Below are 22621 nucleotides of genomic sequence, written 5' to 3'. Positions count from 1 at the left end.
GGAATCCTGCCTCGCGCGGCCGGGCAATTCCCTGCTTTTGCGCCGATGACCTAAGAAGGTCAGATCGCTTTTACGTCCGCCCTGCGGTTGTCTGCTTTGTAAGGTGCGGGTGCAACTTTCGCGCGGATTTCCTTCTGGGGTCCACCGGGATTGCCCCATATCACGACGACGTCGCCGCCGATGTCGGCATCGGCGACGTCCAGGGTCGCCAGCGAGATCATTTCCCGGAAGTGGAAGCTATAACCGCGAGACGTAGCGGTGCCGATCATCCGCCCCCCCCTCATTACTTTGTCACACCACATGAAGCCACGCTGGTCGCGCGGATAGTCCATGAATGGATAGGGTTCGCCGGGGAGGAACATGGATGCCTGGACTTCGAGCACGTCCTCGGCATTCCAGACGAGCGTCCGGATGGTCCGGCGCGGATCGGCCAGCTCTTCCTTTAGCGCGGCATCGCCGATGAAATCGTGGTCGAACTTAATATTTCGGCCCCAGCCAAGCTCGACGGGACTTCGATAATAATCACTGACTTCCTGTCCGTCGAAACTGCCAGCGACGTTGAAGGTTATCGCAAAACCCGGCATCGCCGAGGTGAACATCTCCCGATAGGATTCCATGTTCGGCTCGAAGATAGCTGGAAGGTAATCGACTACGATTGTCGGGAAGCAAGCCTCGAGGTGATTCACGCCAGATACACGGGCACCCATACGGCGGATGCCAAATTCTTGGCCTGCTGCCAGAATGGCTGCGTAGACTTCCGGCCCATGCTCTCGTGGGCCCTGCAGCTCATAACCGATCTCGCCAGCCATCCCCTGCCGGAGCGCCCAGAGCTTGACACCCGCAATTTCGATCACGCCGAAATGCATGAACTTCACGTCGCGTAGGCTCTGACCTGCGGCCTTTTCGACCACGTGAATCGCAAAGGGTCCGGAAACTTGGAAATTGAAAAAGTCTTCACCCTTTACCTCGACATCATATCCACCCTTTTTGGCATGATATTCGGCCCAGAAAGCACCGCGGCCAAAAAGGACATACTCTTCGTCGCTGACCTTGTTGAGGACGCCCTCGTGGATCACCTTCCCATTGTGATCGGTGTGGATGAGGTGTTTGGCTTTAGTCGCCGGGAAGTTGGTAAAGGTATTGACCGAAATTGCGGAAAGTAGCTTCTCGGCGTCCGGGCCCTTGATCCGGCGTTCCCAGAGGAATGACCAGTCGCCGATGTAGACGCTCTCCTTCCATGATTTGCTCTCGTCGATCCAGTCCGTGTATTCCGGCTTCCCGAACCGAACATTAAAATAGCCTTCAGGTGCCTGCCGCATCTCCGGAGTAATCTTTGGCATGTCGCTTCTCTTTAATGGCGGCCTACCTGTCGCGTCGGTTCGCGCATCGGCCGTTGGTTGACGGGAATTTCTCATCGCCTCGGCGATAAGTCGATTGGCCAATATCGTAGGGACGCCCCAGAGTTCCGTCAAATCGACGTCCGGCCCTGACATCGACACGGCCTGAAATAATATTTATATATATCAGTATGCTAGAGCCAATCTCCCCGGTTGCATGAGGAGAATTGGCCTTATCAATCTCATGCATATGCTGGACAATCGCGACCTTCTGCCACATCGTATTAAATCCACTGCGAATGGGGTCGGATCGAGTTTTTACATGGCGCTTAAACATAAGGCTGAGTTTCGCGATCTCGATTTGAACCTGATGAAGGTGTTCGCAGCCGTCATTGCGACAGGCAACGTCACCGAGGCCGGTCGCAAGCTGGACTTGGCACAGTCTTCCATCAGTCACGCTCTCGCCCGGCTGCGTAAGGTTCTGGGGGATCCGTTGTTTGTCAAAACAACCTCGGGCATGCAGCCGACGCCTTTTGCGGAGCAGCTGGCCGAACCGATCAGCCATGCGCTGGCCAGCATAGAGGCGGCAATATTTAGCGATCGGGTCTTTGATCCTTTTACATCGGCAAGAACCTTCAACCTCCTGTGCACGGATGCGGGAGAGATGATTTTTCTCCCCGAACTGCTGAAGCATATATCGAAAGTCGCGCCAAAGGTTCGGGTCGTCGTCCATCAGCGAGAACGCAGCAATTACCGGGAGGCGCTGGAAGGCGGTCAAGTTGATTTGGCGCTGGGTCAGTTACCCACTCTGCACGTCGATTTTTATCAGCAGCGCCTGTTCAACCAAGCGATCGTCTGCGTTGCAAGGCCTGGCCACCCGCTAGCCGCCGACGCGAGCATCGCGCAGTTTCTGGAGTGCGATCATCTGATCGTGGATTCTCCAGCCATTGCAGAGCAATATGTTGCACGGTCTCTGGGAGCAGTCTCTTCGCGCCGCAAGATAAAGGCGGTAATCCGCCATTATATGACTGCGCCCTTGATTCTTGCCGGGACGGACTATGTGGCGATGCTGCCCAGATCGGTGGTTGAGGAGCATCTCCGAACCGGTCTTATCGAAGAAATCGACTGCGGATTCGATATTGCCCCAATTACGATGATGCAGTTCTGGCATGCGCGCACCAATCGTGACCCCGGATGTCGGTGGCTGAGGCAGACGATCGCCAGCCGGTTCATGCATGCAGCGGGAGACTGAGGGGGCAACGCCATCCTTGTTGACGCAGGCGGTTATGCCATTTGCGTCAAGCGGGGTTTCGTTCAGCGAACCACTGCTGTGTAATGGGGTGAGGATAAGGCAGCGGCACGGCGCTCGCCTCATCCAGTAGCGCAACTTCTTCCGGCGTCAGCGACCAATGTACAGCGGCAAGATTGTCGTTTAGCTGCGTCTCATTGCTCGCGCCCACGATTACCGAGCTCACCGCCGGCTTGGAGAGCAGCCAATTGATCGCGCATTGTGCGGCGCTGACACCTCGATTGCTCGCTAGTTCCGCCAGCAAGTCGGTGACTTTGTCGACTGTCTCGCGATCGATCTTGATGGGCGCCCCAAAGGCTGTCGCACGCGCTCCCTCCGGATCGGGTCTGCCCCGCCGAAACTTGCCCGACAGCAAGCCGAATGCGAGCGGGCTGAAGACGAGCACGCCGACGCCCTGATCCCTCGCAAGGGGCAGCAGTTCGGCCTCCCCGTCGCGGCCGATGAGGGAATAATAGATTTGCTGCGAAGCGTAACGTTCCAGATTGCGAGCGTCCGAGATGCCGAGCGCTTTCATAAGCTGCCAGCCCGCATAGTTGGATGCACCGATATATCGGACCTTGCCCGCCCGTACGAGATCGTCCAATGCCCGCAATGTCTCCTCGAGCGGTGTCAGGCTATCGAAACCATGAAGTTGGTAGAGATCGATATAATCAGTTTTCAGACGCCTTAAGCTGGCATCGCAGGCGTCAATTATGTGGTGGCGCGACGCGCCCATGTTGTTTGCGCCCGGTGCCATCCGCCCGAAAACCTTCGTAGCAATCAACGCTTCTTTCCGCCGATTGCAGATCGCTTCACCCAATATCTCTTCGGACCGCCCGTCCGAATAGGCGTCAGCGGTGTCGAACAGATTCACGCCTGCGTCCAGACAAAGCCCAACGATCCGCTCGGCATCCTTGCTCGACGTACGGCCCACGGATCCGGCACCCATGCCATCGCTGAATGTCAGCGCGCCGAAACTCAGCGCTGATACTTGTAGACCTGTACGGCCCAGCGAGCGATACTTCATGGCAGTGATCCTATCCCAACTTAAGCGGTGACCGCTATCCCTTGCCGCCTAGCGGCTGGGGGGGAACCAAGGCGAGAATGCGCTGAGGGTTGGTCACCATCAGGGTGGTGATCGCGGCTTCGGAGACACCCTTGCTCTTCATATAGGGGAGCAGCTTTTCCTGGATGTAGGTAAAGCCGCGGCCGCCGTATTTGCGCAACGTGTCCTTCGGCGCGGTGTCTTGGCCGACGATGATCTGCGACGCATAGCCTCGCCTGATCAAGGCGATGATGCCATCTGCCATTTCTTTCTGATCGTAGGCCTTCGTGTGCCAGGTGAGAGGATAGCCGATATGGTCAAACGACAGGATTGCGCCACGGCGCATCAGGCCTTCAAGGAAGTCGAGATCCTCGCACTCCGTAGCACTGATGTGGCAGATGATGACACGCGTCAGATCGCCTCCCTCTTCCTCGATCACGTCGAGCACGGAATGATGGCGATTACCATTCTGTTCGGAATCGGTGTGAATGCTCAGAGCCGCACCGGTCAGTCGGCTCGCTCGGGCGGCCGCCCGAAGGAATGTCAGTTCTGTATCGTCATGTTCGCACACGCCGCCGCATATCTCGCCGAGCAGCCCTGCACGTATTTTATTCTCGCCGACCCCCATGGCCACGTCACGAACCATAGCATAGGTGATTTCATCGATCGGTTTTCCCGCAGGGTTGTTGGGTGCCAGGAGAAAACTGCCTGTGCCCATCACCACATGCATATCCGTCGCAACCGATATTTCACGAAGCTTTTCGGGATCGCGGCCGAGGTCGGTCGGCGTTTGGTCCACCACTGTTTTGCCGCCCAGAGATTTGAAGGCGAGCATCTCTTCGACAGCGTCGTCTATATCGTCGCGGCACCAGAACTCATCTCGGATGAAAAAGTTGAAATCCTGATAATTCATCAGTTTATAGCCGTTTTCCAAGTTGATGCGCGTATCCCAGTTTTTCAATAGCAATTCGACCTGCTCGTCGCCGGGATACGGCTTCTGAAAAGTATGCGACCAGAAATGCGGCTTGAAGAAATCAGGTCGATTAACGCCGAAATCGAATATCATATGCTCGTGCATCAACGTCGTGCCCAGTTGCTCAGGCTCGATCGGGCCGAGAACTGTGAGCACTTTTCCGCTCATGTCCGGAATGGTGAGGTCATGATACTGGACCGAACCTGAATTGGTCATCGACATCCTTCTCCGTTTCAATGTGCGTCAGTCTGCGAAGACGGACGCTGTTATTGCGCGACGAGTCTCAGAGGCCGGAGCGCTCAACGTGCTTTCTATAACAGACCAACGGAACGAATGCGGCCAGAAGGATTTTTGTCTGGTAGCTCATGAAGCTGCTCGATGTGGGTGGCGGGGGCTGGGCTCGGCGTCGCTGCAATGCCACGCTCAACCGAAAAGCTTTCCGCGTTCGGCGATCAGCACTACTCCCAGCGCTAAGAGCGAAAGACACAGATAGCCCGCGGCGATCGGGAGCGTGCTGTGGTTGTAACTTTGTCCTATTATGATTCCGATGGCCGCGCCGCCGACCGTTTGCAGAAATCCTTGGATAGATGATGCTGCTCCGGCAATGTGACCGACCGGCTCCATGCAGAGCGCGTTGAAGTTGCCGCTCGCCAGCGCATAGAAGAACATGATGAAACTTTGCAGGATTAGAAAAGTCGGCAGCGTTTCGACTCCTCCCATGACCAGCGCCAGATGTACGCCGCAAGCGACGACCATGACAATCAGAGCGGTATGTGAAACCCGCCGGGCACCAAGTCGAACTACGATGCGGGAGTTGAGGAAGGCGGCAGCAGCCATGAAGAGCGAGATACCGGCAAGGGCGATCGTGAAATAGTGACCGGCGTGGAAAACGTCCGAAAAGATCTGCTGCGCGGAGCTGATGAAGCCGATCATGCTGCCGATCAGTAACGTTGCGGCCAGCGTGTAGGCAACGAAATGGCGATCGCGCAGGATGAATCTCGCAGCCGAAGTCAGTTCGGATACGGAAATGTGGCGCACGTCCTTCGGGTTTAGCGTTTCGCGCAAGCGGACGGCCCCCCAAGCGAAGATCAGCAACGCATAGACGCTAAGCGCGACGAAAATCGATTGCCACGGGGCGACGGCTATCACCAGTTGACCAAGAGGCGGAGCGAGAACGGGAACCGCAAGATAGACGATGAAAATGAGAGAAATGACGCGAGCCATCTGGGAACCGGAGAAGCGGTCACGAATGATGGAGATCGTCACAACGCGGGCAGCCGCCGTCGCGAAACCTTGAAGCATGCGAGTGATGACAATCGTAGGGAGATCGTAAGCTAGCGTTGATGCACCGCAGATGACCGCAAAGAACAGGAGGCTTCCCAGCATGACCGGGCGTCGCCCGAACCGATCAGCGAGGGGTCCCATGAACAACTGGCCGATCCCGAAGCCAATCAGAAAGGCGGTGATAATCCACTGCTGATCGTTCTGCTCGGTGATTTTTAGCGAGGCTGCCATCTCAGGCAGCGCGGGCAGCATCATATCCACGCCCAACGCATAAATCGACATGATGGCAGCCATCATCCCGATAAATTCGTGCGCGCTCATCGGGGATGCCGTGCTTGTGGGTCGAGGCAGGCGGCCGTGCATCGTGCAAATTGCTTTCGCGCATGAAGTATTGCGACCGGGGACAAGCCGACTTGCTACTGATTTTCGATTGTCCTTGAACGTAACAAAGCCTGACCGAAGACAGGCCCTGTTCGTTCAGGGAGGGCTCCCTAGGGTAAGCGTTTATCTTCCCGCATGGGTTCAGGCCCGAGCCGGATCGACCACGTTGTTGAAATACCAGTCGTGGAACAAGGTCACTTGCTCTTCTTCAAGTGCCACCGGGCAAGGCTCATAGGCCGAAGAGTTGATGCCCTTCTGATGCCGCTCCAGCACGACATTGTCCTCCCCCATGGTGATCGTGAGAAGCTCGGTCAGCTTCTTCACATCATAATCCCTGCCCTCTTCCGCGTCGTCTGCGACGAGGAAGACCATGCTCGTTTTTGTTTGAAAAGCAGAGATGGGAGTGAAGAAAATCATGATGGTGAAGTCGTCGAACATGTTGACATGCGACAAGGGGCTGAAATTGACATAGGTCCAGGCCTCGGACCATTCCGTGAAGTCACTCATCAACTTTGAAACGGGCTGGCCGTCCATCGATGCGCTGCGGAATCCCTGTCCAATCATGAATTGAATTGCCTGTTGCAGGTAGGGGGCTCCGGGCTCGTCATAGACCATTGGAAGCTGGCGTCCCAAACGTTCCAACCGCTCCGTCAGCGTCTCACCATTCGAGAGCTCCATTGCCCCACCCATCACGCGCCCCAAATCTTTGTGTACGGTCGAGATGTGATAGTTTTCACGAAAGTTTTCGAGCGGCAGCTTCCAATTGGTTTCAATCAGATCATCTTGAACATAGGCTGCCTTGCTTGCCTTGATCCCGTACTGCCGGATGAAGGGGCGAATACGCCCCGCATATTCTTCGAATTCCGGGGCATCGCCTTGGGCAAGGCAGACAAACAGCAACCCCTCCAAATTGCCAAGATGCACAGGCTTGAGGTTCCAATCCTTCGGGACGAACGTGCGGTCCATGGCGCGCGGACGCTTCAGCGTGCCGTCAAGCAAGTAGGTCCAGCTGTGGTAAGGGCAGACGAATGCTTTGGCATTGCCTTCATTCGCCACGCAAATTGGCGAGCCGCGATGGCGGCAAACATTGTAGAAGGCGTGTACTTTGCCCTCGGTGTCACGGCAGAGGATGATGCTTTCGCCGGCAATTTCAAAGATTTTGTAATCGCCTGGGTTCGGGACTTGTGACTCGTGCCCTGCCATGAACCACATCGTTTCGCGCAGTCTCGCAATATCGCGATCGAAGCTGTCGGTGGTCGAGTAGTAATATTGCGGGAGGCTGTAGCCGCGTCGATATTCAGCGCGGGCTTGAGCAGCCTCGCTTTCAGGGCGGAGTATCGTCGAAGCAGTGGCGGCGCACATAATGTTCTCCTTCTGTATCGCCGCTGATATCACGATTTCCAAGCGCTTAGCCAATAGGTTCGACGTTTACCTGCCAAACAGCCCGGCGATGGCGTAGCCACCGCGATATCGCATCGACTATCTCTGCGGCGCGAAAATCGCACACGGCACTGTGCGCCTTCGCCGGATCGAGAATTGTCTTTGGTCGCATGGCGATCAGCACCCAAGTTCGCGAACCCAGCTTGCCCATGTGCGCTCATCCTGAACGGCGCTCATTTGTGCCGCTGTCTCTATCTCGCCCTCGCTCAGGAACGTGACCTCCCCCATTGCCATCGCGGCCGCCTGTATCTTCGCGTTCTTCTCTGCGTAAATCGCGCGATAAACCGCTTGCTGCACCGTAGCGCCTGCCGTGGTTGATCCATGGCCGCGCATCAGGACGACGTCATGTTGTGCCAGGACTTTCGCAAGAGCGTTAGCCAGTTCCATGTCACCTATCAGCAAATTGGTACGATCGCCGGCGACGTCACGGATTTCGAAATTCGGTACAGATGTTCCCAGGAAGGCGCAGACATGACAAACGGCGCGCAGGGGTTGGCTCTTCACGACGCTCGCGGTCACGATTGCGGGAGAGTGACTATGCACGATGCTGTTCACCTCGGGCCGCGCTGCATAGATGGCTGCATGGATGAAGCGCTCAAGGAATACCGGGCGCAGTTCCCCCTCAGCGACGTTCCCTTGCATGTCGAACTCCGCGAGATCCCCGAGCTCGATCAGGTCAGGCGCCTTGCGAATGGGGAGTAGGAACTTGTCAGGACGCAAAGGATGGCGAGCACTGACATGTCCAAAGCTATCCAACACGCCTTGCCGGCTCAATATCCTACTGCCCAGCATGATGAGATTGCGCAAAGAGGCGACGGCCGTTTCGTCACTTGGTGCATCTGGCATGATTAATTCCCATCTGAAAATCAGGTCATCGACACATGCCGTGCTTGTTCCGCCAGCTGTGCGAGTGCCTGCCAAGTCTAAGGCAGGAACGCGACACAGGGCAACAAATGGCAGCCAAAAGCATATGTCCGCCATGCATTCGGCTGATGCGCTCGGCTATCCACTGACACATAACTAACTGTTTTTAGACATATAAATAAGGTCTCAGCAGTCTCAGCTACCGACCGACCGGGTTGGCAACGATGGCCCGTCCACGTATTTAATTGTCACCGGCCAACAGGCAAACCGCGGAATTCGGGCAGATCAGCACCGTCTTTCATAAATCTCAAGTCGCGGCCATTTGCAGCGACCATATCACAGGTGACAAGGATGACGAATAACAGCACGCCCGACCAGAACCTTGGCCAGCTCCTGCAATCGAAGGTCGATCTTGTCGATTATTTCTACAACGATACCAAGGCGCCGCATGTGAAGGCACGAGCGGGCCTGACCCCGGTGCCGTTCGAGAATCTGAACTGGGTCGTCGAACAGAATGCCTGGCGTCAGGCCGCGGTGATGTTCGATCAATCGCATCACATGCCCGAGCTCTTCGTTCGCGGCCGGGACGCGCTTCGCCTGCTGCGCAACCTTGGCGTCAACAGTTTCGCTAAGTTCAAGCCGGGTGTGGCGAAGCAGTTTATCGTCTGCAACCATGAGGGTTATGTCATCGGCGAGTCGTTGGTCTACTGCCATTCGGAAGAAGAGTTCGAAATGGTCAGCGGTATGCCATGCCTGAACTGGGTCGAATTCAATGCCCGGACCGGTGGTTATGATGTCGAGCTTCTGCGCGATAACCACACGGCCGCCAATCCGTCCGGCCGCCGTGTCAAGTTCCGCTTCGGCATGGACGGCCCGAACGCCGCGAAGATTTTCGCAAATCTGGTTGAAGGCGACGTGCCGGAAATCAAGTTTTTCCACACTGCCAAGGTCCGCATCGCCGGTCGAGACGTGATGGCCCTCCGGCACGGCATGGCCGGCCATCAAGGCGTCGAACTGTCGGGCGATTATGAGGATGGCCCCGCCATCCGCGAAGCAATGCATCGTGTGGGTAAGGAATTCGGCCTGGTGGAAGGCGGCACGCTCGCTTATTTCAGCACCGTTGCCGAGAGCGGGTGGATGGCGTCTCCTTTTCCGGCCGTCTATACCGACCCCGGCCTGAAGGCTTATCGCGACTGGCTGCCTTCGTCTTCCTGGGAGGCAAACGCCCAGCTTGGCGGCAGCTTTTATTCGGAAAACATCTACGATTATTACATGACGCCGTGGGATTTGGGCGTCGATGGCCGCATCCGGTTCGACCACGACTTCATCGGTCGCGAAGCGCTTGAGGCAAAAGCACAGAAGCCAGAGCGCGCCCGTCGGACGCTGATCTGGAATCCCGACGATGTAGACAGCATCATGCGTTCGCTGCTCGAGCCCGGAACGCCTTGCAAGATGCTTCGCATGCCGACGGCCGCCTATGCCTTCCAGCAATATGACGCAGTCCGTTCGACCGATGGAAAGCTGGCGGCCCGCTCTAACTTTGTCGGCTACAGTTCGAACGAACGAAAGATGCTGTCGCTTGCCTCGGTGGATCTGGAGCACGCCGAGCCAGGTACGGAACTGGTCCTGACGTGGGGCGAACCCAATGGGGGGTCGCGCAAGCCCCATGTCGAACCGCACCGGCAGTGCGAGGTGCGGGTGACCGTGGCTCCGGCGCCCTATGCCGATACCGTTCGTCAGATCAAACATAACGTCGTCAACAGCGACGTGATCGCGGCGGCGTAATTGGAAGCTAACGCAGGTTGAGCGGCGCCGCCGAGCGGTTCATCGCCGAACAGATTTAGGAAATAGCCGATGTTGACGAACGACTACTCACTCGAGATTACGTCTCGGGACAGGGACGCTTTAGTTGAAGCAGCCCCTCTGATGCCGGCCGGCACCCGGGTGTCCATTACGTTTCTCCCGAATGAGGAGCTTGGGGCGCGTGTGGCGGCAGCGCAAGCAGCCCTCGATTGCGGATTCGTTCCTGTGCCGCACCTCGCTGCCCGGCATTTGTCCTCTGAAGCCGTTCTGGAGGAGGCGCTGCGGAGCTTACATGAGATTGGCGCGAGCGAAAATATCTTCGTTATTGCTGGAGATTCTCCAGTTGCATCTGGTCCGTACGCCGATGCACTGGCCCTCATTCAAAGCGGGCTGCTCGAGCGATACGGTGTCCGGAACGTCGGGATCGCGGGCTATCCGGAAGGCCATCCGGCAATTGGCAATCAGGAATTGAGCGCCGCCATGCGAGACAAGAGCATGGCGTGCAGTGCCCGGGGTATGGGATGTGAGGTCGTAACGCAGTTCGGCTTCGACGCAGCAGCATCGGCCAAATGGCTGGCAGCCGTTCGCGCCGAAGGCTTCGCGGGTACGGTTCGGATCGGCATCGCTGGCCCTACCAGCGTCAAGGCGTTGCTGCGTTTCGCGACGCGTTGCGGTGTCGGCGCGTCGGCCAAGGTAATCTCCAAATATGGTGCGTCCATCACCAAACTTTTCTCGACGGCGACCCCTGACGCCTATCTGACGGAACTCGCGGACAAGATGGCCCCCAGCTCTCATGGGGAGGTCAAGATCCACCTCTATCCTTTCGGAGGAATTTCGAAAGCGGCCCACTGGGCGAGAGACCATTCGGCGCAGCTGGTTTCGAACGCCGCGTGACGATCAACTTGGAGATACGCTTGTGTCGGACGATTGCTACATTCTAACGCTTACATGCTCCGATCAACCGGGCATCGTTGCGTCGGTTACTTCTGCCTTGTTCGCCTCTGGTGCGAACATAATCGAATCCCGGCAGTTCGAGGATGCCGCGACCCAGCGCTTCTTCATGCGCGTCGAGTTTCAAGCAGGCGGCGATATCGAGGCGCTTTCGGTCCAGATCAGCGATCTGTCGAAGACATTCTCGACGGAGACCAAGCTAAGGTTGCGCGATGAAAAGCCGAAGGTCCTGATCCTGGTGTCGAAATTCGATCACTGCCTGGGAGACTTGCTTTATCGCAATCGCATCGGCGACCTCGGCATGGATGTGGTTGGGGTGATCTGCAACCACCCACGGTCAGCCCTCCGCTTAGGCGGCTTGGGAGACATCCCTTTTTTTCACCTGCCGGTGACCCGCGAGACGAAAGCGGAGCAGGAGGCTCAGATCAAAAAGATCGTGAACGAAACGGGCGCCGATCTCGTCATCCTGGCCCGTTATATGCAGATCCTTTCGGACGATCTGGCGGCATTTTTGTCGGGTCGCTGTATTAACATCCACCACTCTTTCTTACCGGGTTTCAAGGGCGCGAAGCCTTACCACCAAGCGTTCGATCGCGGCGTCAAGATGATCGGCGCAACCGCGCATTATGTCACGGCGGACTTGGATGAGGGCCCGATTATCGCGCAAGACGTCGAGCATATAAATCACGCTGATTCCCCCGAATCGCTCGTTCAGAAGGGGCGCGACATCGAACGACGTGTTCTCGCGCGCGCGGTCGCTTGGCACCTCCAGGAGAGGGTGTTTGTAAACGGGACCAAAACTGTTGTCTTCCAGAGCTGATATGCAAGTCATCGATGGCAAGACCATGGCCGCACAGCTTCTCGCCGGCGTCACCGAAAAGGTAAACAGCTACAGACTTTCGACCGGTACCGTGCCGGGGCTCGCGGTCGTCCTGGTTGGAACGGATCCAGCAAGCGAAGTCTATGTGTCCAGAAAAGTCATCCAGACCAAGCAGGTCGGCATGCACTCCTTCGAATATCGGCTGTCGTCTTCAATCAGTGAAACAGAACTCCTGGATTTGATCCAGGAGCTGAACGCGAAGCCGGACGTGCATGGCATCCTCGTCCAGTTGCCACTTCCCGCTCAAGTCGACGCAGCCAAGATTCTCGATGCTATCTCGCCGCAAAAGGATGTCGACGGGTTTCATCCGGTCAATGTCGGGCGTCTGAGCAGTGGCGGCGGAAGCACCGCGCTGGTCCCTTGCACGCCGCTTGGTTGCATGATGCTCCTCGAAAGCGTGGTTGCTGACTTTCGAGGGTTGAATGCCGTGGTGATCGGCAAGTCCAATATCGTCGGCAAGCCGATAGCCCTGCTGCTGCTGGAACGCGGCTGCACGGTCACAATCACCCACAGGCATACGCGCGATTTGAAGGATATCGTGTCAGGAGCCGATATCGTCGTGGCGGCCGCCGGAAGCGCGCAGCTGGTTCGCGGCGACTGGGTGCGCGCAGGGGCGGTTGTCATCGACGTGGGAATCAACCGCGTGGCCGGGCAGGACGGCAAGGCGCGAATCGTTGGCGATGTTGCGATAACGGAGATGAGCCATGCAAAGGCAATCACGCCCGTACCTGGCGGTGTCGGGCCAATGACTATCGCGTGTTTGCTAAGCAATACGATGAAGGCCGCGGCCCATCTAGCGTGACGTCGGCGCAACTGGTTGCTTTGCTCCAAGGTCTGGACTGGCGCCGGGTGCATGGCGGACGCCGACCGATCGCCTCGCAGATTGCCCGTTTACGGAGCTTTCTTCGACTGTTTCACGCCTTTGATGCTCATGGAAGCGGACCTGCCCGGCGACGTCGGTGCGCTCCATGGGCTCGCACTGGAGCAGTCACGCAAACGGGCCAATGTGATCGTGGCCACGAGCGAGGCCGACGCAGAGATCGAGTGGTTTAAGTCGATCGTCGACGCATTCACGCGCCATCGGTCCGGGCGCAAGTCCGAGCAGCTTGATCCCGACCAGTTCCAGCCAGGCGCCGCTTCGATGTCCCGCTGGAAGGCCCTCTTCTAATGGCGGCCGGGCACTGCAACGATATCAGGCTCGTGAACGGATCGCGCAAGGATGTCCCGCTATTTTCCTGTCAGACCAAAACCGCGGGGAAAGAGCGGATCATGCGAATCATCCGGGACGTCGGGCAGCTGCGCCTCCACCGCGACGTCAGTGGACGGCAGCTCGAAGGGCAATTTCCCTTGGAACTCCGATCCCTTCTTCAGCATGTCGAATAGAACCGCGTCGCTGGCACCGAATTCGCCGATGACGGCGCCCGACCTTGCGACGATCGGCGTTAATATGGCGGGCCGATCGAGATGCGCCACGACGATTAGGGGGAGGCCTGAGGCACTGGCCCGTTCCACAGCCTGCAGGTCCGTATTGTCGCGATCGAAGCTGAGCGCGCCCTGTTTCATCACGTCTGCCATCAGATCGCCAGACCGATTATGAGCCGGCGATGCGATGCGGACGAAGGCGAAGTCCGCTCCCGCGGGATCTTTCGCGACGTCGAAGCCATATTGGCGCGCAACGTCAGCCGAAGCGTTGACCAACCAGACATGGCGTGCCCGGCGAGCAGCGGACAGTGCTTTGCCGTCATCCTTCAGCAAGACCAGCGAACGCCGTTGCGCTTCGGCAGCTGCTTCGCGGAACTCGGTGGAACCGACAATCCGGTCGGCCGCCGCGGGATCGACATAGGGATTCTCGAACTCGCCCATCTGGAATTTGACGGTAAGTAAACGCTCGACCGAACGATCCAACCGCGCGATCGCAACACGACCGCTGCGCACCAGTTCAAGCACCGCGGCGCTGTTCCCATAGCCGCCCAGTTGATCGACGCCCGCGTCGAAAGCCTTGGCGATCCGTTGCTTGGGCGTAAGATCTTCGACGCCCCATGGCATGCCAAATGCGCTGAAATCGGTCATGCCCTTGCGGCACGCCTCGCCGCAATCGTCGAATATGCCAAAGTCGGTCATGGCGATGCCGGGGTAGCGATAGCGCTCCCTCAGCAGCTCGGTTACCATCTGCCTGCTGAAGCCGGCGCCCACCTGTTCGGCAGGCCTGCCATTGATCGTGATGCTGGGCGGGGCCACGCCATAGGTCAGCATCACCGCTGCGGGTTTCGACTCGAAGGCTTCCAGAAACGGGCGGACATGATCGTCAAATCGGCCCCCCGGGAAAGCGAGTTGCCGCCCATAATAGTTCAGCGCGTCTTCGCCATTGGGCACCGCACCATAGCCGACCCAATGCTTGACCACGGAAGCGACCCCGTCGGGGGTCACACCGTCCGGTCCGCCTTGGAATCCTTCTATATAGGCAGCGGCGAATTTTCCGTTCGCGTCCGGACTGGAACCGAATGTGCCGTTCGCGCGCCCCCAACGCGGCTCGGACGCGACGTCCGCTTGGGGCGACATCGTCATGCGGATGCCCACCGCCCTGTATTCCGCCGATGCGATGCGGGCAGCCTGCTGGACCAGCCCGACATCGCCCGTCGCTGCCAGACCCGTCGGGAAGGGCCATTGCGAGAATTGGCCTGCATTTACGCTTTGTCCGACTGCATCCGAAAGCTGGTTGCGCGGATCGGAACTGAAGGTCACCGGGATCGCTAGTGGCTGGGCTTCCGCGATAGCCTGCACGTCATTGGCTATCTCCGCCATTTGGCTCGGAGCGGCACTGATTGTATTCAGGAAAAAGCGGATATTGTCCTTCGCGACCAGCTGCCGCATCTCCTTCCGCTTGAATCCGTGAAAGGCAGGAAACTCGCCCTCCCCTGGAGCCATCGGATGGACGACCAGCCCGGCCTTTTGCGCGGCGGTCATCCGTTTCACGAGATCATGTGCGCGCTCGACCGGCGGGCGGCGCCAATCCTCGAAAGGATCAATCTTCCCGTTCCGGTTCATGTCCTTGAACGTCAGGCCGCCCAATTTCAGCAGCGGCACCGAGCGCGAGCCTAGCACCGGCTGCGCCTCGGGAGCCTTTGCCGCCGGGCTGGCGGCATGAGCCGCCAACAGCAGGGGAAACAACATCAAAAGCGGAAGCCCATGCGCGCGCCATAAGTGCGCGGATCTCCCGGCGTCACCGCGACGCCGGCAAAATTGACGACGTTGGTCACTACGATCTCGTTCTCGATGTTCTTGACGAAAACTTCTGCATACCAGCGGTCATCCAGCGCGGAATAGCGCAGGCTCGCGTCCGACTGCGTGTAGGATGGCTGCCGGAATTGCTGCCCCGTCGCATAGGATGAAAGGACATAGCTGTCGCTCAACCTGGTGCGGACGTTGAAGGCCAGGTTGGCCCCGTTGATAAAGGGATAGGTATAGGTGTAGCTGGCCGACGCGGTCACCTTCGGGCTGCGGTCCAGCGGGCGCCCGGCGAAATCGGGCTCGGACCCTTCGCCCAAGGGAAAATATTTGTCGAACTTGGCGTCAAGATAGTTGAACGACAGATCGACCCGGTTCCTGGAGCTGGGAACTATGTTTGCTTCCACTTCGATGCCCTTCACAGTGGAACTGCTGGCATTGGCTATGACGAACAGGACGGCATTATTGACGACCTTGAAGGTCGACAGCTGCATGTTTGTATAGTCGTAGTAGAAGGCCGACGCGTTCAGCCGAATGGCGTTATCGAGCATCCGCGTCTTGACGCCGACTTCATAGGCCTTCAGCGTTTCCGGCTTGTAGAACAGCAGATCGGCCGGAACGGGCTGGTTGCATACGACTCCGTTCGTGGTCGTGCCGTCGAGACAGCCATCGGTGAAGCCGCCCGCCTTGTAGCCGGTGGCGACACTGCCATAGATCAGCGTCCTCTCGTTCAGATCATGATCGAGCCCGGCGCGCCAGGTGAATTTGCTCGACGAAATCGCGGCGGAATTTGCCAGCGCCAGATCGGTGTCCGGATCGAAAACGGGGCTTTGCTGAAAGAAGGTCGTTCCGACACGCGACTTCTTGTCATGCGAATAGCGACCGCCCAGCGTCAGCCGCAGCCCGTCCATAACCTCATAGGTGGCCTGACCGAATGCGGCGTAGTTCTGGGATTTGACCGGATTCTGATAGAAGCGGTTGAACGGGATGCCGAAGATGTCGAGCGCATAGGCATCAATCTTCGCCTTCTCATCAAAGAAATATCCGCCGAACTGGAGCGTCAGCCTGTCGATGTTGTTCGTGGCGAAGCGCAGTTCGTGCGACGTCTGCCGGTAATCCGCCTTGGCCCCGCTTGCGATGCCGCCGAGCGAAGTCACATCATTGCGACGGAATTTCTGATAGGCCCCAAGATATGTCAATGTCATCGGACCGAAGTCCCAGACATATTCGCCCGACAAGACAAGGGAATGGTTCCGCGTTCGCGGCGCGATGTTGGGGGACTGGCGCTCCCGCAGTTCACCGGAGGAAAACTGGTGGCCGATATAGCGCTGATCGGCGTAGCCGGGATCGGCCGGATCGAGCGACGCGTAATAGTGCCCGTTCAGCGTGTCCGACAGAGAGATACCGCGCATTCGGCTATATTCAGCTCGCAGCAAAAGCGACATGTCAGGCAAGAATGTGAAAAGCGCCTGGCCACGGCCCGACAAATTGTCCTTGAAAGGATTGTCCTTGGTTGTTTCGCCTTCAGGCGCGATCAGATAGCTGTCGCGACGGTCATACGACCCAGCGAAACGAAGGCTCAACAGGTCGCTGACCGGAACGTTGATCATGCCGTCGGCCTGTCGCGTGTCGAAGTTGGCGACGGTCGCATTTGCTGCGGCCTCGAACTCGTCCTTCGGACGGTTAGAGATCACGTTAACAACACCGGCGGTTGTGTTCCGACCGTAGAGCGTTCCCTGCGGTCCGCGCAGCACTTCGATCCGGCCGATGTCAAAGAAGCTGACTTCCTGCGCCTGGGGACGGGCGATATAGATGCCGTCGAGCAGGAAGGCGGCCGACGGATCTCCCTTTTCGGTAGTGTCGGAACTGGTGATACCTCGGATGGTGATCTGCAGGCCATCGCCGCGCACCATCGAAAAGTTCGGAACCAAATTCTGCAATTCCGTCGGATTCGTGACGCCCGCCGCTCGCAGGGTGTCTCCCGACAGGGCCGTGATGGCGACCGGCGTTTTCGACGCCAGAGTTTCCGTGCGCTGCGCCGTAACAATGATGTCGCCATTGGCCTCCGGCGATTGGGCGAGGGCTTGGGACCCCATCCCCACCGAACAAATGCCTGCGATAAAGCCGGCAGTTGCAAGCTTCATTTTGATGTTCATTTTCTCACCCTCCCAATGGGAATGGCCGCTTGGCGCAGCCTCTTCGGTGAAATTTTCTAGAAGGGACCGCGTTGCCGCTCCAATATGGAATATGTTGAGGAGCGAAGCGTGATCTGAACCGTCCCGGCCAGACCGGACGCATGTTCATTTGAGCCATGCGACCATATCGAGGGTCTCAACGGCTGCGTAGTCGTTGGTTTCGGCTTCGGCGGGGGGATGACCGATATCGTGGCCAAGCTGCCTAACGGCCATCCCGCAAACGCCGTCGGCGGAACTCCTGCCCTGCCCTGAAAAGCCGTGTCCTGAAAACGCCGCTTACCTGTCGGCGGCCAGACCGACCGTTGAAGAGCACGGTTAGCGATGCGATACAGCATCGTGGAGCGCGAAGGCGCGTCTGTCCCTCATCCGTCAAATTTTGAAAGACGTGCGAGTTTCTGGTGCGAAGAGTTCATCGACACCAATTAGCCGATCCGAGAGACCCTGCTCATGATGGTAGCGAAGGAAGGTCTCGAGTACGTGACGGTTTCGATCGATTCCATATGGCCACCAATCGGCGCCTAGCTCCCTCATAACCTCTTCGACGGAGCCTATTTGCCAGGGAAGCATTGTTTTGAGTGACGCGGAGACCGCCAGCTGGTCGTAGGCTATCCGCTGGGCACGTTCGAACGCCTTGAACAGCGATTGCGCGACCCAGCGATTCCGTTCGTAAACGTCTCTTCTGATCGCAACGACGTGCATTATCGGGAATATCCCGGTTTTAGCGAAATAGCCCTTTTCTATATCCTGAAAATTCGGAAATAGTCTGAGGACCCGCTCGGGCTCTTGATAAAAGGTCGACGGCGCACGTGCAGTGAACAGCGCGTCGATCTCACCGTCCGCGAGCATCCGTGCTAGCGTTTGATCTGGTCCGATTGGTGAGACCTTGAACCGTTCTGGGAGGCTGAGTGCAATCTTCTCTTCCCGCCCCGGCTCTTCTTCGCCTCCTGTCAGATAATCGATAGAGGAAATGTCTACGCCATATTCGTCCTGCAATATTCCCCGGATCCAGACCGGTGCCGTCATTTGGTACTCAGGGACGCCGACCCGTCTGCCTGCCAGATCTCTCGGCGAAGATATACGGCTCTGCGCCGAGACGAATATGCAGGAATGGCGGAAAAACCGGGAGGGGAAAATGGGAATTGCCACGAAATCAGTCACGCCCTTTGCGAGCATGAGGCAGTAGGACGAAAGCGAAAGCTCGGCGACGTCGAACTCTCGATTGCGGAGCATCCGAAAGAAGGTTTCCTCCACGCTGAGTGCAAGAAAATTGAGATCAATACCTTCCGGACGCACGAGGCCTGACTGCAAGGCTTCCGTGCGGTCGTAGCTCCAGCAAGCGAGCGACAAATTCAGCTTGGACAATTTCGTTTCCTCGGTGTTAGGGGCGTGGCGACTGGCGCAGATGATATCCCAGCATTGTCGCGAAGATGGCCGCCATGAGAGCGGGAACGGCGGCCATAACAAAGAGCACCGACAGTCCGCTGCCCATGCTTCCTCCCCCGATCAACGGACCAACCGCAGAGCCGATCCTCCCGACGCCAAGGGCCCAGCCAATTCCCGTGACCTTGACATCGCCGTCGTAGAGCGTTGCGGCAAGGAGGCTTATGCCGGTCGCTCCACCGCCGAGACCGAAGCCCACGCCAGCGCTGCTTGCCATGAGAAGATTGGCCTGCAATCCCGCGATCGCCATCGCGCCAAGGGACAGACACGCGACAGTTAATGCCGCAGCTATAATGAAAGCCGGATTGGCACGATCCATTGCCCAACCAACGAGGACAATCCCGGCCATCGCCCCCGCATTATAATACAGGTTGATCATGATGGACTGGTCTAATGGTATACCAGCCGCCTCGGCGAAGATTGGCGTCCAGTTGATATACAGGAACATGTCCATCTGGGCCAGGAACGCTACCGCCCATAGGCCGAGGGTCAGGAATAGAAGCTCGGGCGAGAAAAGTCGAAAGATCGACGAGCGGCGAGAAGATGGTGTTGCCTGAAAAGAGCTGGCATCCGCATATTGCGGCGCCACAACGGAAACGATCTGCTGCAATTCTCGAATACGGTCCGGCTTTTTTACAAGATGGTTCAAAGATTCGGGCACAACAATGGCAACAAGAGCCGAGGCTCCGATACCGAGCATACCGCTGACGATGAATACCATGTGCCAGCCGCCTTGCGGCACGAGCTTGGCGCCAATAAATCCTGCCGCTACGCCGCCGGCGGCGTAGCCAACCATTGTCAGCGATACGGTAAGGCGGCGAACGCGCGTTGCACTATATTCCGATGTGAGCGCTAGCGCTTTGGGAATTGCCGCGCCGAGTCCGAGCCCATCCAGGAAGCGCAAGCCCGCAAGCGACCAAGCGCTATCGGCAAGCACGGTCAGGATCGTGCAAAACGAAAACCATAGGGCGAGAAATACGAGCGGCCATTTATGTCCAAAACGTTCCGTCAGTGGCCCGACAAGTATCGCTCCGAGCATCATGCCAACGAGGCCAAGTGAAAAGACAATGCCCATCATCTTGGGCTCGATCTCGAGGTCTGAGCGTATCGCGGGTCCAGCGACCGCGACTGCTTGCAAGCTGAAGGCGTCGCAGAAGAGGATGGCGGCACAGGCGATCGCAACGTAAATTTGAACGCGGGACACTCGCTGTCCCTCGATAACCTCCCTGATGGGTATGGAAGTCATCACCGCCTCTGTCAAAATTCACTCCTCATTTGATCGCGACTACGACGCTCTGCAGGCATGCACATCAGGCACCAGTGCCGCTCAGAAACGGTAATCCAGCCTTACGCCGTAGGAAACGGGCCGTTCATAAACGATATAGTCTCCAAGGACCGAGGTATTCATGAACTGCGCATAATGAGCGTTTGTCATATTCTTACCCCAAGCGGTGAACTGGAGGTCGTTCGGCAATGTCCATGAAATCTCGCCATTGAGCACGCCGTAAGGTGCCTGGCTCACCCGGTTCAAAAAGTCATAGTAGACACGACTGCTATGGAAGTAATTTGCCGATACGCCCAGTTTGCCGACTCCGAAGTCCTTCCGATAATCGGCGCCAAGCGTAAATGTCAGATCGGGGGACCGGACTAGCTGGTTGCCAGCCACGTCCTGCGACGCCTGCGCATTGCCGCCACCCTGCAGCGGCGTGAATACGAGAGCGACCGGGAAACTTTTGTACCGCGCATCGACATAGGCGAGAGTGAAGCGTGTCGACAAACCGTCAGCAACCAGCGCCGTGATTTCCGCCTCCGCGCCGTCCACTTTGGCCTGCGCTGCGTTGAGCAACGTGTTTACCTGCAATCGCGCAGAGACTTGCAGATCCTTATAATCGTAGTGGAATACGGAAAAATTTGCGCGCAGGAAGCGCGACAGGTCGGTTTTTGCACCGATTTCATATGATGTGATCGTTTCGGGTCGAACCGGCACATTCGACGGGCCAAACGCATTGAAGAGGCCGCTTTTGAACCCGGTGCTGTAGGTGGCATAGAGGTTCACCTCTTGGCTCGGCCTATAGCTCAGCGAAACCTTGGGCGTCCACCGGTCGAAAGTTGCCTGTGCGGGCGGAATAGTAGCACCATTGAAGATCTGGCGGAATTTCTTGGTTTCGCGGCTGTAGCGCAGTCCTCCTGTCAGCGTCAGCCCGTCGCCAAACTCCAGGTTTCCCTCCGCAAATGCAGCATAGGCTTCGGTGCTCGACCGCGGCCGCGCCTGGATTACCGATGTCGGCGTATAGATATCCACAAAGGAGCTCAGATTGCCCCAGAAACCATAAACGCCTGCCAGCCAGCTGAATGGCCCATCCGTCTGCGAAAGCAGCCGCATTTCATGACTGTAATACTGGCTCCGGATCGTGACATCGGAATGGCTGAGAAGCAGCGGTGAGGCGTCGGCATCGAAAATCTGGCGGCCGTCGCTGTCATTCCACGCCGTTGCAGTCTCCAGACGCACCGCGCCCAAGTCGAACTCGCTACGCAGCGAGGCTCCATATTGGCGGTTCTCTGTCCCGACGGGAAGTGGCGTATCTGGACCGAGGGCCGCATGATTGGGTTGGGTCGGCAAAAGGAGTGACGGATCCAGGGCGTTCGCCGCCATGTTATTAGTGAGCGCCTGCGCCGCGAATCCCGCGGTTCCCTGGAAGCGGTTATAAGTTAAGGTTGCCGTCAATTTGGCCCTGTCGGAGGGGCGAAACAGCAATTTGCTGCGGACTGCCCGGCTCGAACGCTCGGATATTCGGGTCTTCTGGAAGTCGTTGCGAGCATAACCATCATCGTCATAAAAGAGTCCGGCGATATCGATCGCGAGTTTGTCGCTTATACCGGTGGTGACGTAACCCCGCAGCTGAACGCTGTCGAAACGACCGTAACTCGCACTGACGTTTCCCGACGTATCAAACGATGGGTCAGGCGTGATGATGTTTATTAGCCCGCCGGTGGCGTTGCGTCCAAAAATCGTACCCTGCGGCCCGCGCAGCACTTCTATCCGCTCGATTTCAAGCAGATCGAAATTGTTCCCGCTCATTTCCGGCTGGTAAATGCCGTCGATATAGATTGACACATTGGGCTCGTCGCCGGCCGATTGGTTCACGGTGCCAACGCCTCTGATCACGGGCTGCGTCAGAAAGCCAACCTGGACCACGTTGAGATTTGGCACGACCAAACCCAATTCTCGCGGCTGAACGATGCCAGCGCCCTGGAGCGAGCCCGCACTGATCGCCGTGATCGAGGTGGGCACATTCTGCAGGCGTTCCTCGCGCCGCGTCGCGGTAACGATGATATCCTGAATCCCGTCTTGAGCGGTTTCGTCAGCTTCCGCGGTTAAAGCGGTTTCAGAGGAGGTGGGAGAGACTGTCTGATCTTGGGCGGCGACCTCAAATGGCACGATCAGCGCCGCGGCGGCTGACCCTTGCAGCGCCCATGCCACAATATTCTTCATTCGATGTCCTCTCCCTTCGGCC

The 22621-nt window shown here is 57.7% G+C and carries 17 protein-coding genes; 6 read left to right on the top strand and 11 right to left on the bottom strand.

Going from position 1 to position 22621, the window contains the following annotated elements; translation table 11 throughout:
- Window positions 1–59: 59 nt before the first annotated feature.
- Window positions 60–1340, bottom strand: coding sequence for a hypothetical protein (locus VFG17_RS00140; RefSeq protein WP_325027454.1), 1281 nt, complete (start codon window positions 1338–1340; stop codon window positions 60–62).
- 319 nt (window positions 1341–1659) lie between these two features.
- Between VFG17_RS00140 and VFG17_RS00135 the strand changes: the two genes are divergently transcribed.
- Window positions 1660–2589, top strand: coding sequence for a LysR family transcriptional regulator (locus VFG17_RS00135; protein WP_325027453.1), 930 nt, complete (start codon window positions 1660–1662; stop codon window positions 2587–2589).
- Between the two features lie 46 nt (window positions 2590–2635).
- On the opposite strand, the gene VFG17_RS00130 is transcribed toward VFG17_RS00135, so the two are convergent.
- The 5 genes from VFG17_RS00130 to VFG17_RS00110 all read right to left on the bottom strand — a co-directional run bounded on the left by VFG17_RS00130 (window position 2636) and on the right by VFG17_RS00110 (window position 8594).
- Window positions 2636–3652 (bottom strand): aldo/keto reductase, encoded by a 1017-nt coding sequence (locus tag VFG17_RS00130; RefSeq protein ID WP_325027452.1) that lies wholly within the window; start codon window positions 3650–3652, stop codon window positions 2636–2638.
- A 34-nt stretch (window positions 3653–3686) separates the two neighbouring features.
- Window positions 3687–4859, bottom strand: coding sequence for a hypothetical protein (locus tag VFG17_RS00125; protein ID WP_325027451.1), 1173 nt, complete (start codon window positions 4857–4859; stop codon window positions 3687–3689).
- A gap of 207 nt (window positions 4860–5066) precedes the next feature.
- Window positions 5067–6248: a multidrug effflux MFS transporter gene (locus VFG17_RS00120; protein WP_325027450.1), complete on the bottom strand. Its 1182-nt coding sequence runs from the start codon at window positions 6246–6248 to the stop codon at window positions 5067–5069.
- A 201-nt stretch (window positions 6249–6449) separates the two neighbouring features.
- On the bottom strand, window positions 6450–7670 hold the full coding sequence (locus VFG17_RS00115) for an aromatic ring-hydroxylating dioxygenase subunit alpha (protein WP_325027449.1): 1221 nt from the start codon (window positions 7668–7670) through the stop codon (window positions 6450–6452).
- A 195-nt stretch (window positions 7671–7865) separates the two neighbouring features.
- Complete coding sequence (locus tag VFG17_RS00110) at window positions 7866–8594, bottom strand: class II aldolase/adducin family protein (protein ID WP_325027448.1); 729 nt, start codon at window positions 8592–8594, stop codon at window positions 7866–7868.
- A gap of 369 nt (window positions 8595–8963) precedes the next feature.
- Here VFG17_RS00110 and VFG17_RS00105 point away from each other — a divergent pair, with 369 nt between their 5' ends.
- The 5 genes from VFG17_RS00105 (at window position 8964) to VFG17_RS00085 (ending at window position 13414) form a co-directional block, all read left to right on the top strand.
- On the top strand, window positions 8964–10397 hold the full coding sequence (locus VFG17_RS00105) for an aminomethyl transferase family protein (protein WP_325027447.1): 1434 nt from the start codon (window positions 8964–8966) through the stop codon (window positions 10395–10397).
- Between the two features lie 69 nt (window positions 10398–10466).
- Window positions 10467–11309: a methylenetetrahydrofolate reductase gene (locus tag VFG17_RS00100; RefSeq protein WP_325027446.1), complete on the top strand. Its 843-nt coding sequence runs from the start codon at window positions 10467–10469 to the stop codon at window positions 11307–11309.
- A 22-nt stretch (window positions 11310–11331) separates the two neighbouring features.
- Window positions 11332–12186: a formyltetrahydrofolate deformylase gene (gene purU, locus VFG17_RS00095; RefSeq protein ID WP_325027445.1), complete on the top strand. Its 855-nt coding sequence runs from the start codon at window positions 11332–11334 to the stop codon at window positions 12184–12186.
- A 1-nt stretch (window position 12187) separates the two neighbouring features.
- Window positions 12188–13048: a bifunctional methylenetetrahydrofolate dehydrogenase/methenyltetrahydrofolate cyclohydrolase FolD gene (locus VFG17_RS00090; protein WP_325027444.1), complete on the top strand. Its 861-nt coding sequence runs from the start codon at window positions 12188–12190 to the stop codon at window positions 13046–13048.
- Between the two features lie 51 nt (window positions 13049–13099).
- A complete protein-coding gene (locus tag VFG17_RS00085; RefSeq protein ID WP_325027443.1) occupies window positions 13100–13414 on the top strand; it encodes a transposase in 315 nt (104 codons plus the stop codon).
- Between the two features lie 59 nt (window positions 13415–13473).
- Here VFG17_RS00085 and VFG17_RS00080 read toward each other — a convergent pair whose 3' ends face one another.
- The 5 genes from VFG17_RS00080 to VFG17_RS00060 form a co-directional block, all read right to left on the bottom strand.
- Complete coding sequence (locus VFG17_RS00080) at window positions 13474–15417, bottom strand: glycoside hydrolase family 3 protein (RefSeq protein ID WP_325027442.1); 1944 nt, start codon at window positions 15415–15417, stop codon at window positions 13474–13476.
- Window positions 15417–17627, bottom strand: coding sequence for a TonB-dependent receptor (locus VFG17_RS00075; protein WP_325027441.1), 2211 nt, complete (start codon window positions 17625–17627; stop codon window positions 15417–15419). Before VFG17_RS00075 ends, VFG17_RS00080 begins: the two co-directional genes overlap by 1 nt.
- 408 nt (window positions 17628–18035) lie before the next feature.
- A complete protein-coding gene (locus VFG17_RS00070) occupies window positions 18036–19028 on the bottom strand; it encodes an ABC transporter substrate-binding protein (protein WP_325027440.1) in 993 nt (330 codons plus the stop codon).
- A gap of 16 nt (window positions 19029–19044) precedes the next feature.
- Complete coding sequence (locus VFG17_RS00065) at window positions 19045–20367, bottom strand: MFS transporter (protein ID WP_325027439.1); 1323 nt, start codon at window positions 20365–20367, stop codon at window positions 19045–19047.
- Between the two features lie 66 nt (window positions 20368–20433).
- Entirely contained in the window at window positions 20434–22599 is a 2166-nt protein-coding gene (locus VFG17_RS00060; protein WP_325027438.1) for a TonB-dependent receptor, read from the bottom strand.
- Window positions 22600–22621 lie beyond the last annotated feature (22 nt).

The sequence above is a fragment of the Sphingopyxis sp. genome (assembly GCF_035686825.1).
GTDB lineage: Bacteria > Pseudomonadota > Alphaproteobacteria > Sphingomonadales > Sphingomonadaceae > Sphingopyxis.
Note: the sequence above shows the minus strand (reverse complement) of the source record. Positions and strands in the feature narration are given on the sequence as shown.

Excerpts from the sequence above, each read along its gene's own strand:
- VFG17_RS00080 (WP_325027442.1), bottom strand. The coding sequence starts at position 15,417 with ATGTTGTTTCCCCTGCTGTTGGCGGCTCATGCCGCCAGCCCGGCGGCA.
- VFG17_RS00060 (WP_325027438.1), bottom strand. The coding sequence starts at position 22,599 with ATGAAGAATATTGTGGCATGGGCGCTGCAAGGGTCAGCCGCCGCGGCG.
- VFG17_RS00135 (WP_325027453.1), top strand. The coding sequence starts at position 1,660 with ATGGCGCTTAAACATAAGGCTGAGTTTCGCGATCTCGATTTGAACCTG.
- VFG17_RS00090 (WP_325027444.1), top strand. The coding sequence starts at position 12,188 with ATGCAAGTCATCGATGGCAAGACCATGGCCGCACAGCTTCTCGCCGGC.
- VFG17_RS00125 (WP_325027451.1), bottom strand. The coding sequence starts at position 4,859 with ATGACCAATTCAGGTTCGGTCCAGTATCATGACCTCACCATTCCGGAC.
- VFG17_RS00140 (WP_325027454.1), bottom strand. The coding sequence starts at position 1,340 with ATGCCAAAGATTACTCCGGAGATGCGGCAGGCACCTGAAGGCTATTTT.
- VFG17_RS00115 (WP_325027449.1), bottom strand. The coding sequence starts at position 7,670 with ATGTGCGCCGCCACTGCTTCGACGATACTCCGCCCTGAAAGCGAGGCT.
- VFG17_RS00130 (WP_325027452.1), bottom strand. The coding sequence starts at position 3,652 with ATGAAGTATCGCTCGCTGGGCCGTACAGGTCTACAAGTATCAGCGCTG.
- VFG17_RS00105 (WP_325027447.1), top strand. The coding sequence starts at position 8,964 with ATGACGAATAACAGCACGCCCGACCAGAACCTTGGCCAGCTCCTGCAA.
- VFG17_RS00100 (WP_325027446.1), top strand. The coding sequence starts at position 10,467 with ATGTTGACGAACGACTACTCACTCGAGATTACGTCTCGGGACAGGGAC.
- VFG17_RS00120 (WP_325027450.1), bottom strand. The coding sequence starts at position 6,248 with ATGAGCGCGCACGAATTTATCGGGATGATGGCTGCCATCATGTCGATT.
- VFG17_RS00085 (WP_325027443.1), top strand. The coding sequence starts at position 13,100 with ATGGCGGACGCCGACCGATCGCCTCGCAGATTGCCCGTTTACGGAGCT.
- VFG17_RS00075 (WP_325027441.1), bottom strand. The coding sequence starts at position 17,627 with ATGAACATCAAAATGAAGCTTGCAACTGCCGGCTTTATCGCAGGCATT.
- VFG17_RS00110 (WP_325027448.1), bottom strand. The coding sequence starts at position 8,594 with ATGCCAGATGCACCAAGTGACGAAACGGCCGTCGCCTCTTTGCGCAAT.